This is a genomic window from Bacillus sp. JJ1521, from assembly GCF_036965165.1.
Taxonomy (GTDB): domain Bacteria; phylum Bacillota; class Bacilli; order Bacillales; family Bacillaceae_L; genus Ferdinandcohnia.
In genome coordinates this window covers 1-10453 of the sequence record NZ_JBALOX010000022.1, presented here as the reverse complement: position 1 = coordinate 10453, position 10453 = coordinate 1, and the positions used below count along the sequence as shown (strand labels likewise).

General features: G+C 35.0%; 13 protein-coding genes and 1 pseudogene. 13 read left to right on the top strand and 1 reads right to left on the bottom strand.

All coding sequences use genetic code 11. The features are described 5' to 3' along the window. The first annotated feature begins 113 nt into the window (after nt 1–113). From V7147_RS04535 to V7147_RS04505, 7 genes are all read left to right on the top strand, one after another. The gene (locus V7147_RS04535) at nt 114–437 is read left to right on the top strand and encodes an ArsR/SmtB family transcription factor (RefSeq protein WP_335366672.1); all 324 of its coding nucleotides are present in this window, start codon (nt 114–116) and stop codon (nt 435–437) included. A gap of 3 nt (nt 438–440) precedes the next feature. Further along, nucleotides 441–830 carry an SRPBCC family protein gene (locus tag V7147_RS04530; RefSeq protein ID WP_335366671.1) on the top strand — a complete coding sequence of 130 codons (390 nt, stop codon included), beginning with the start codon at nt 441–443 and terminating at the stop codon, nt 828–830. Nucleotides 831–863: 33 nt separating this feature from the next. Further along, nucleotides 864–1235, top strand: coding sequence for an iron chaperone (locus V7147_RS04525; RefSeq protein WP_335366670.1), 372 nt, complete (start codon nt 864–866; stop codon nt 1233–1235). A gap of 52 nt (nt 1236–1287) precedes the next feature. Beyond that, nucleotides 1288–1995, top strand: coding sequence for an FAD-dependent oxidoreductase (locus V7147_RS04520; protein ID WP_335366669.1), 708 nt, complete (start codon nt 1288–1290; stop codon nt 1993–1995). A 341-nt stretch (nt 1996–2336) separates the two neighbouring features. Then, nucleotides 2337–2936, top strand: coding sequence for a TetR/AcrR family transcriptional regulator (locus V7147_RS04515; protein ID WP_335366668.1), 600 nt, complete (start codon nt 2337–2339; stop codon nt 2934–2936). Next, the gene (locus V7147_RS04510) at nt 2933–3631 is read left to right on the top strand and encodes an SGNH/GDSL hydrolase family protein (RefSeq protein WP_335366667.1); all 699 of its coding nucleotides are present in this window, start codon (nt 2933–2935) and stop codon (nt 3629–3631) included. The genes V7147_RS04515 and V7147_RS04510 overlap by 4 nt, the downstream gene beginning before the upstream one ends. 30 nt (nt 3632–3661) lie before the next feature. Continuing rightward, nucleotides 3662–4480: an SDR family NAD(P)-dependent oxidoreductase gene (locus V7147_RS04505; RefSeq protein ID WP_335366666.1), complete on the top strand. Its 819-nt coding sequence runs from the start codon at nt 3662–3664 to the stop codon at nt 4478–4480. A 268-nt stretch (nt 4481–4748) separates the two neighbouring features. Here the strand turns inward: V7147_RS04505 and V7147_RS04500 are convergent, their stop codons facing one another. After that, nucleotides 4749–5270 carry a GNAT family N-acetyltransferase gene (locus tag V7147_RS04500; protein WP_438824543.1) on the bottom strand — a complete coding sequence of 174 codons (522 nt, stop codon included), beginning with the start codon at nt 5268–5270 and terminating at the stop codon, nt 4749–4751. Between the two features lie 348 nt (nt 5271–5618). On the opposite strand from V7147_RS04500, the gene V7147_RS04495 reads away from it, so the two are divergent. The 6 genes and pseudogenes from V7147_RS04495 (at nt 5619) to V7147_RS04470 (ending at nt 10246) form a co-directional block, all read left to right on the top strand. Continuing rightward, the gene (locus V7147_RS04495) at nt 5619–6008 is read left to right on the top strand and encodes an iron chaperone (protein WP_335366665.1); all 390 of its coding nucleotides are present in this window, start codon (nt 5619–5621) and stop codon (nt 6006–6008) included. Nucleotides 6009–6173: 165 nt separating this feature from the next. Continuing rightward, entirely contained in the window at nt 6174–7280 is a 1107-nt protein-coding gene (locus tag V7147_RS04490) for a glycosyl hydrolase family 18 protein (protein ID WP_335366664.1), read from the top strand. Nucleotides 7281–7954: 674 nt separating this feature from the next. Continuing rightward, entirely contained in the window at nt 7955–8368 is a 414-nt protein-coding gene (locus tag V7147_RS04485) for a hypothetical protein (RefSeq protein ID WP_335366663.1), read from the top strand. A gap of 235 nt (nt 8369–8603) precedes the next feature. After that, nucleotides 8604–9335, top strand: a pseudogene (locus tag V7147_RS04480) (alpha/beta fold hydrolase). Nucleotides 9336–9483: 148 nt separating this feature from the next. Further along, complete coding sequence (locus V7147_RS04475; RefSeq protein ID WP_335366662.1) at nt 9484–9906, top strand: hypothetical protein; 423 nt, start codon at nt 9484–9486, stop codon at nt 9904–9906. 94 nt (nt 9907–10000) lie between these two features. Then, nucleotides 10001–10246, top strand: a complete 246-nt coding sequence (locus V7147_RS04470) for a hypothetical protein (protein ID WP_335366661.1) — start codon at nt 10001–10003, stop codon at nt 10244–10246. Nucleotides 10247–10453 lie beyond the last annotated feature (207 nt).

Here is a 10453-nt window from a genome sequence, read left to right as displayed (position 1 = left end):
GAATTATAAATAAAATGATTGTCTTTTGTAAAAAATGTGATTGACTGGACACCATTTAGTGTCATATAATTAGGACACTAATGGGTGTCCTATCCACAAGGGGGAGGAGGCATTTGAACGAAAAAGATCAAGATCGCGATGTATATGCAGCCATCGCTGACCCGACTAGACGTAAATTGCTAGATTTGTTGGCAGAAGCGGGGGAGCTACCCCTTTACAAATTGACCCCTGAATTCCAAATGGGACGTACCGCTGTTTCTAAACATTTGGCTGTCCTTAAAGAAGCGGGATTAGTTATTGACCGAAAAGTTGGAAGAGAAACAAGGTATCGAATAAATGCAACTCCATTAAGAGAAATTAAAGATTGGGTATCCTTTTACGAGAAATTTTGGACAAACAACGTGGCTATTTTAAAAAATTTATTAGAGGAGGAATAAATAATGGCAGAAGTTTCATTAGATTTTCAATTTAAAAGTTCAATTAATAAGGTGTGGGATTCATTAACAGATTCCGATTCACTTGCAAAGTGGATCATGGAGAATGACTTTAAGCCAGTCGTAGGACATAAATGTCAATTCCGAAATCCACAGTGGAATTTAATTGTAGAATGTGAAGTATTAGTCGTGGACGAGCCGAACAAGTTATCTTATACATGGGTGGGTGGTCCGATCGACACAATCGTTACATGGACATTGAAGGAAGAGGATGGAACTACTTATTTGCATCTTGAACAAACCGGATTTGAAAAAGAAGACCAAGCGTACAACGGTGCGAAATATGGCTGGGGCGGCATGGTTGACGAACTTAAAAAAGTATTGGGTGAAATGTAAGGTCAAATTTGACCTGTTTCAGGAGGGAATCTTATGGAAGCTTTTTCTGAATTTTTAGCGGGGATTGATGATCCAAATCACCTTGAAAGAGTAGGAGAGGTGCTTACTTGGATCACGAACAAATATCCAAACCTTAAGACAGAAATCAAATGGAATCAACCAATGTTTACAGATCATGGTACATTCATTATCGGCTTTAGCGTAAGTAAGAAGCATTTAGCTGTCGCTCCTGAAGAATTTACCATTTCCTATCTAGAGGATGAGATAGTGAAAGCGGGTTATGACTATACAAAGGGGATGATCCGTATCCCTTGGAAAAGTCCAGTAGATTACACACTACTTGAAAAAATGATTGATTTGAATATTTCGGACAAGGCCGACTGTACAACTTTCTGGCGAAAATAAAAATAGAATAGCCCTTATAAAGAGGGCTTTTTAGATTTAAAGGAGTAGGGGAATGAGTTTTTTTAAAGATGCATTAGCAATATTTAAAAAGAGAGATGTAGTATTTTTAGAAAGCTATAAAGAATCAGAAGATGTTTATACTTTTCTATTTGAAAAAGAGAAAGATGTAACCTGGAACGCAGGGCAGCATGGTTTGTTTACAATTACCCATAAAAAAATAAAAAATTCAATACGACCGTTCACTGTTGCATCTGCTCCTTCAGAGGATGTTATTCGCTTAACAATGCGTATGGGTGATAATCCAAGCGAGTTTAAGAAGGCAATGTTGGAATTAAAACAAGGAATGACAGTGAAAATGAGTGGACCAGTAGGGAATTTTTATTTGAAAGATAATACCCATTCACTTCTTATTGCAGGAGGAATTGGAATTACGCCATTTCGGGCAATTTTAAAACAAATAGAAGCAGAAGGCAATGGAGCCGAGAAACAAATACATCTTCTCTATTTGGATAGCCAAAAGTCATTTATTTTTAAAGATGAACTTGATGCGATTGCAAACAATCCTTCAATAAGTATAACTTACCTTGATTCAAGGGAGGATCTCCATCAGGAGATTGATAAATTTACTGCCTCAAATAAGGACAAAGGTAATTACTATATTGCAGGACCAAAGTCTATGGTAGATACGATTTCTACTTATCTACAAAATCAAAACATCGCAAAACGAAATATCAAAAAGGATTCGTTTTTTGGGTATTAATGGCTAACCCCTTTCTAATAACATAAATCAGATTTTACCCCAAAAGTTAAAGCTAGATTTAACCTTTGGGGTATTTTCATGGAATTTTTTGATATTGAGGTATCTATATTAATGAATATGGGGGAAGGTCTCAACCTATAGTTGACTCGCAATTCTCCAGTATAAGCATCATTGCACTTTTTTGGTATAAGCTAGCAACACCTATATTGGTAGATTTGGTTTGTATTATTATGAGAGTAGTGACAAAAATGTGAAATTTAAATGTAGGGTAATGAAAATTTTGGGAATTAATGTATAATTAAATTAGAACGAACGTTCAATTTAGAGGAAGGAGCATTTCGTTGAACAAAAGGCGTTATGACAGTGAGAATGCAAAAAATGAAATCATGGAACATGCCTCAATGTTGTTTTCTCAAAAAGGGTATAATCAAACATCAGTAGGTGATATTTCAAAAGCTTCTGGTTATAGCAAGGGGCACATTTATTATCATTTCCAGAACAAAGAGCGGCTTTTTGTTCTTTTGGCACAAAAAACGATGAGAGATTGGTACGACAAGTGGGTGAAAATTGAATCTGCTTACTTAACCGCAACAGAGAAATTGTATGGGATTGCAATGCATGTACTCTATAATTACCAAACACCTCTTTTAAAATCAGGACAGGAGTTAGCTTCAAATCCAAATTCAAGTCCAGAATCTGTAAACGAATTATATGAATTAGCCGTTGTCCCGATGAGTTCTTATCGCTCAATCTTTCAAGAGGGTATAGAAACGGGGGAGTTTATTGATGGAAATCCAGAAGAATGGACTGTATTACTAGGAACTTGGCTTGGTGGCTTATGCCAGCTAACGAATACTCAAGAATTGAGTTCGCTTGAACCTCTTTTTAAACAAGCAATTATGATTTTTTTAAGGTCAATAAAACAGGAGGAATTACAATGAAAATCGGACTAATAGGTGACAGTTTAACAGAAGGTCGTCCTGGAGTGTCTTTTGTTAACATTTTAAAAGAAGACTATCCAGATATTTCATTTGATAATCTTGGCAAACCAGGAGAGTCAGTTAAAAGTTTGCATACCCGCTTAACAAAAGTAAAATTAGAAACAAATTATGATCTTATTTTCCTTTGGATTGGAGTCAATGATGTTTATTCAAAATTGTTGAGAGTCCAAGCACAGCCTGTTGCAAAAGACCCCGAGGAATATAGTGAGTATTACAACAAAGTATTGGAAATGGTTATTGCGTCATCTAAACAGGTGATAACAGTTTCACCAGCATTAGTGGGTGAAACTTTACAAAATGAATCGAATAAAGAAATAAAAAAGTTATCTTCCATCATCCAATCCCTCTCTAGAAATCATTTAAATGTAAGTTTTCTAGATATGCATTCCGTGTTTGAGAAGCATCTTTTTAAAGTCACCAGTTCAGATTACGTCAGTATTAAAGTTATGAGAGTGATGCAGGATGTCCTCTTTTATAAAAATCCAACTAGCATCGACCGGTTATCAAAAAAACGAGGACTTCACTTAACGTTAGATGGCATTCATTTAAATAGTACTGGCGCGGCACTTGTTGTAGCCGAATATTCAACTATGATAGATCGACTTTTATTCAGCGACCATAAGTCCATTCAATAGTAAATACTTTTTATATAGGGGGAAGTAGTAATGGCAGGGTATAGGAAAGTTGCTATTGTAACGGGCGGTGCATCAGGTATAGGTAAGGCAATTTGTAATGAATTAGTTTCTAAAAATGTATTTGTTATTATTTCAGACATTAATGAACGACATGGGAAGAATTTTGAAGCTGAGCTTAATAAAGAAGCCATAAATTCTAGATTTGTTTATTTGAACGTAACCGAATTCAAAAGTGTTGAACGTGTAATTCATGAAGTCTACCAAGAATTTGGTCGGTTAGATTACCTTTTTAACAATGCTGGTATTGCCATGTACGGCGAATTATTTGATATGTCGATTGAGGACTGGAAAGAAATTATGGACATTAACTTATGGGGAGTCATTAATGGAACTCATATTGGGTATAAAATCATGAAAGAACAAGGCTTCGGACATATAATTAACACGGCGTCGGCTGCAGGCCTTGGACCTTCTCCAGTATCTTCTGCCTACTCCACAACAAAACATGCAGTTGTAGGTCTAACGACATCCCTTCATTATGAAGCAGAGCAATTTGACATAAAAGTAAGCGCTCTTTGTCCAACTTTTGTTGATACACCTATTTTTGATGAGGCGAAAGCAATTAATATCAATAAGTCTATTATTACAAAACAATTGAAAAAACAAAAGATGATGTCTCCACAACAACTTGCGAAAATTGCCTTAGACGGTATCCATAAAAATAAACCTGTTATTTGTCCAATGCCAATGCGGAGAACTATGAATGTTCTTTTTACGATATTTCCCTCTGCACATAGTGCTTTGATGAGATTCGTTTGTAAGGTTAGTAGAAAAGCTCGTGTAGTTTAAAAAATCACTTCCTACTGGAACTAACGTAAACAGGATTGGAAAAGGAAGTCATTTTACTTATGGGTGGTGAAAACTCTGACAAAGGGACTGCATGACTTGAAGGGGACAGATTCTCTTTTAGTTTTCCTGTGTTTTATAACCCAACTTTTACAAAATGAAAATTACGAAATAGTAGTTTTCTAATCTTTGAGATATTGTTGGGGAAAGGTCCAAAAGGAATATATATTCCTTTTGGACTTTGAAGGTAGTTTTTCTATTATGGTAGTATTCACTGTTCACCAATTGCTAATAACCAGTCATTGCATCGTATGAAACTACCAATGGGATATTCAAAATCACATTCACCAATAAGTGAGAAACCAAGTTTGCGACAAATTGCATTAGAAGCGGGGTTGTTGATTTTTGGGAAAGCATGAATGAAATTATGCTTCTTTTCAGAATTAATATTATCAATCGCTTTGGCTGTTGCAATCGTCGCTATCCCTTTGCCTTGATATGTAGCTAAAACACTCCAACCTATCTCATAAACAGGTTCTCCTTGCCAAATTGTATCCCAATAGCCGACACTTCCTACTGTTTCAAGATGTGGAAGCAAGAGAATCTTATACATACATCCAGTTCCCTTTTCCGAGATCTCACAGTACCGTTTATGCCGAGCTAGGACTTTTACCTCTGTCTCTGGACCTCCAAAGTGTACTGTCATCTCAGGAGCATTTAGAAGATGAAGCAAATTAAGATCGCCTTCACCCCAAGGTTCAATCCTTACTTCTGGCTTATTTCTTTGTTCCAAAATGTCACTCACCCTTTGTTTTAATTTCTGACTGTACTGTGGTGACCAGGGAATTATCTAATAATTATTATTTTAATTTCTTATATTTTATACATACATAAATTTTTGAACTTTAGAATGATCCATACCTAGAAAGAGTTTATCGACATACTTTTACTAATTGAAAGATTGTTAGGGGGATATTAATGAAGAATATTTTTTTCGTTTTTCTGTTCTTAATAATAAACGCTGTTATTAAGGGGCAGTTTAGTGATCGACCTATATATCAACATTAAACTTTAACAGAGCATAATGATAAAAAGTTTTGAAATACTATAAAAACTTTATTTTTAAAAAAGGAGAAATTCTATGGAACAACAAACCACTATTCCGAAATCAATTGATGAATATATTTTACAATATCCTCAGGAGATTCAAGAAATACTAAAAACAATAAGACAGGTTATAAAGGAATTAGTGCCAAATGCTGAGGAAAAAATAAGTTATGGAATGCCAACCTTCGCATTAAATGGAAATCTGGTACATTTTGCTGCATTCAAAAACCATATTGGGTTTTATCCAACTTCAAGCGGAATAAATACATTTAAACAGGAATTATCGGGATATAAGACCTCGAAAGGTGCAGTGCAATTTCCTATAGGAAAACCCATCCCTTATGGATTAATTACTAAAATCGTAAAATTTAGAGTTGATGAAAACAAAAGTAAAGCTGAAGGGAAAATAAATAAGAGCAAATAATTTCATTGCTATTCTTTACGAGGGTAGTCGCCTTCTTTCTAAATAACTAAATGCACTTGTGATGGTTTTTACCGGAAATCCTTTAAGGGTTGAAATTCAATTCGTGAATAAGTTGCACCTTTTCTAATCATCTTAAGAGATATACAAATTAGAAGAAGGTGTATTATGGCAAAAAATTATTATCAGTCATTCACCCTCATTTCTTTAAGCATGGCCTTATTATTAATGTCATCCTGTAGTCAGTTAGAAAGAAAAGAGGAACACAAAAATGATAAAACACCTCGCGAGGTTTTAGGTTTCTACACAGAACAGGAAGGAACGTATCCTAGTTCTCAACCTACAGTTGACTCGCAATTCTCCAACTTAAGCATCATTGCACCTTTTTGGTATAAGCTTGATGATAAACGTCCAGGCAGTCTAATAGAATCTGTAACAGCAGATCATAAGAGAGAAGTTATTCAGAGTGCTCATGAAAAACAGCTAAAGGTATATATGGTTGTACATAATCTCTTTTATGAAACCGTGGAGAAAGGGAAGCAGGTAGCGAGTAATGTACTTAATAACGATGAAAGTAGGCATGTTTTCATTCAGAACCTACGTAATGAAGTGACTCAGTTTAAATATGACGGCATTAATATCGACATGGAAAATCTGAATTTGACTGACCGAGATTCCTTTAGCCAATTTATAAAGGAATTGTCTGATGCACTAAGTCGTGATGAGAAAGTAGTTACGGTTTCAGTCCCGGCAAACACAGGTGATTCCCGTGCTAATCCCTGGTCACCGTGGTTTGATTACGAAAGACTTGGTCAATATTCTGATGGGTTAATGATTATGACATATGATGAACACAATCCTAGAACAAAACCTGGATCATCAGCATCAGTCGATTGGACAGAAGCAACGATTCGTTATGCATTGAAACATGATGTACCCCCATCAAAAATTTTACTTGGTATCGCTGGTTATGGATGGGACTGGGATACAACAGCAGACAAAGCCGTGTATAGCTCCTACGCACAGATAATGGATCAGCAAAAAAAATATAAAGCTAAAGTTCTATGGGACTCCAGTTCTCAAACACCACATTTTAGCTATGTAGATGAAGAACAACATAGCCACCAGGTTTGGTATGAGAATAGTGATAGTCTGCAGTATAAGCTAGACCTAGTAGAAAAATATAACTTACGAGGAATCGGGATTTGGCGGCTTGGCTTAGAAGACCCAGAGTACTGGACGACTATACCCGAGAAAATAAAAGTAAAAAAGTGATGGAATGGTCATCCAAATCTTGAATATGGGTTCTGAAACAAGGGGTGCTTGAGGTGGAATTGAGAAGTTCGAATTTGACCTAGCGAAGGCAAAAATGAATGATTTAGCTACCAAAATTTCTTGGTGGCTTTTTTTTGCTGCCTTCGCATAACTTTCTTTTTATTTCGGAGTAGATAATAATTGCGAAGCAACAAAAGACTACTACTTCAAATGTAATAGTCATTAGAGGAATCTTATGAGTCTTTTTCAATGTGATATATGTAGGAATCCACTACTTTTCCAAGGTAATGGATTCCCCAAAAAAGGAGTTAGTGGCTGCTATTAAGTCTTCGTAATAGCAATAATAGTATATTCGGAAAAAGTTTAAGCGACTTGGACAAATATTGATTTTTTCAAAAAAAATTAATACACAGTTCGAAAAAATTATGAAGTAAAAACACTTTTATTGTTGTACTAATGTGGCAGGCTAGTACAATAACTCAATTCAGAATTCACTTCTAATTATAAGTATGGTGCATAGATATATACCAATTTAGAAGATTGGAGAACAGATTGTGGAATTCCTTGGTTCCGTAATACCGATTGTTATTCCTTTTGTAATTTTAATTTGTATAATGGGCTTCACAAGTGAGGATATAAAACGAAGGTTTTTAAGATAACTATGGGGGAAAAAGATGAAGCAAACAATAAGAGCAAGGATGTTGGGCATTTATGATATGTTTTTGGCGACCGGCGCCATTTGGATTGGAGTGCAGATGGTAAATTCAAGCTATGGAATTTTCGCTGAGGAATATCCAGAGAGCTGGTCCTCTACGCTTCCTTTTGATAGTTGGGTGGTACCTGGAATCCTCGCGATTGTCATTTTCGGTCTAGGCAATATCACGGCGGCGATATGTAGTTTTAAAAATATAAGTAACAGTTCGTGGTATGCATCTGCCATAATGGGAGCTGTTTTCTTCATCGGATTGAACTTTCAGCGAATTATAATAGGTGAAACGTATATAGTGACGAAACCGTTTTTTGCTTTGAGTATTATTCAGTTATGTCTGAGTGGATATGTGTTTTTTGGTTATAGAAAACCACTCTAAATGTGACCAAAAGGTATCGTAAGTTTTTACAAACTGGGCTATTCTTTAATAAGATGTCGTCTTTTTGCATGGACAACACATTTAAGGAATTGATTTTTTTGAGGTAAACAAGATTGTGAAATAATATACTTAAAGTAAAGGGTGCGTTGATCCAAGAAGGATTAATGCACCTTTTTGTTGAATTTATTTAACTAAGGATTGTTAATTAGTTGGCAAAATGAGAGGAATGGACTAAATGACTAAAGAAATGTTTGTACAAATAAGTCATTGTAACTTATATGCTAAATTAGTGGGAGAAAATATCGGAAAACCAACAGTTGTAATGGACGCTGGATATGGAGATTTTTCCAAGGCTTGGGAGTCGGTAATTGGGGATATTTCAATGCTCTTTAACGTTTTAATTTATGATAGGGCAGGACTTGGGAAAAGTAAAAAAAGTTCGAATCCCAGAACCAGTCGTGAGATGGTAAAAGAATTGAAGGAACTTCTTATTGAAGCCAAGATTAAACCACCCTATATATTAGTAGGTCATTCATTTGGTGGAGTTAATATGCGAATGTTTGCAACTGAATATCAAAATGAAGTTCGTGGACTTGTCTTGGTTGACTCTACGCCTGAAGATTACATAGAAAGATTTCTTCCAACGATGTCAAAAGAGTTTCAACAAGCATACAACAAGCAATTCGTTTAAGAAGGCAATTATGATGAATTTGTGGAAAGCCTAAAGCAGTTAAAAGAAAATAAACATAAAATAAATGTCCCACTAATTGTTCTTTCAGCTGGCAAAAAAGCTCATTATTCAAAGGAATCATAAAAGTTATGGAATGAAATGCAGAGAGAAATTCTTGAAATATCCTCTGATGGTGAATTAGTTATAGTTGAAAACAGTGCTCATTATATACAAAATGATGAACCCGAAGTGGTAGTCAGTGCGATAAAAAAGCTAACTGATATGATTGGATTGTAAAGGATTGCACTTAAACTAACGGGGCAGGATCGTTGAAGAAGGATTAACTATTGTATGTAATAGAATCACTATACTTAAAAGTGAATCAGTCTAGAAAACTTTATCCTTAAGATGATAATTACAAGGTAGGTGTTTTAAAACGAAGAAATTGTCTAAAATAGGAAAATTACTGGCTTTTATAGGTGTCGGGCTATCTGCGTATGGCATTGTGCTGATGATAAGCGATGACGGTGGAACTTTTACTGCTCTCGCTATTCCTTTCATATTTATAGGTATATTAGTAATAATGGCGTCAATCTTGTTTCTAGGAAACTTGAGTAAAAAAACGTTTCATACAAATAACTTTATTTTTTTGTTTATGTTAATGGCTTTTAACACATTAGCGTTATTTGGGGCTGAATTTAGCGGCGGAGCAGAACCTTATACGTGGTTTGCTACTGGGGTTTCATATGTATTTTGTGGAATTTTTTATTTTGTTCAATTTGCACGTCCTAACAAGGTATGGCGAATTTCTTGGTTTTTCATTATGTTAATATTTTTATTTTTTGGCAAACAGGTCTTGGTACATTAGTTGGTCTAATGTTTTTTAACTAACGGGCAGGATAGTTCAATAAAAAATCGAAACTTAAAGTGTTTCCAATCGTTAAAAAAAGGGGGAATTATGTATGAATAAGTTTGGAGTTTTATCCATCCTAATGGTATTGGTTAGCATAATTACGTTTTTTATTGTCAGAGGACCAAATGCAAATTTGTCTTTAGCAATTATACTTCTAGGTTCTTTTTCGTTACTTGGAATAATTTTTGCTGTAATTTCTAAGAGATGGTTATCAGGTATAATTGGTGTTTTAGTTAATGGAATGGTGCTAGTTTTTGTATATTTCTTATTATTAGCTAAGGGAATAGCTGGATAAAAATAAAGCAGTTAGAAAAGCAAATTAAAGAATTAAAAAGTAAAAATCTGCTGAAGACCTCTGATGGTTTGGGAGAACCATCAGGTTCTTCGTGTCATTCGAAGGAAGTCTTTTTTAGTAACAAAGAAGGTTAGTAGAAAAGGTAATAGTAATCATTAATTGAGTTATTATTTTTTCATACAGTAAGGAAAACTTTCACTTTCAGAT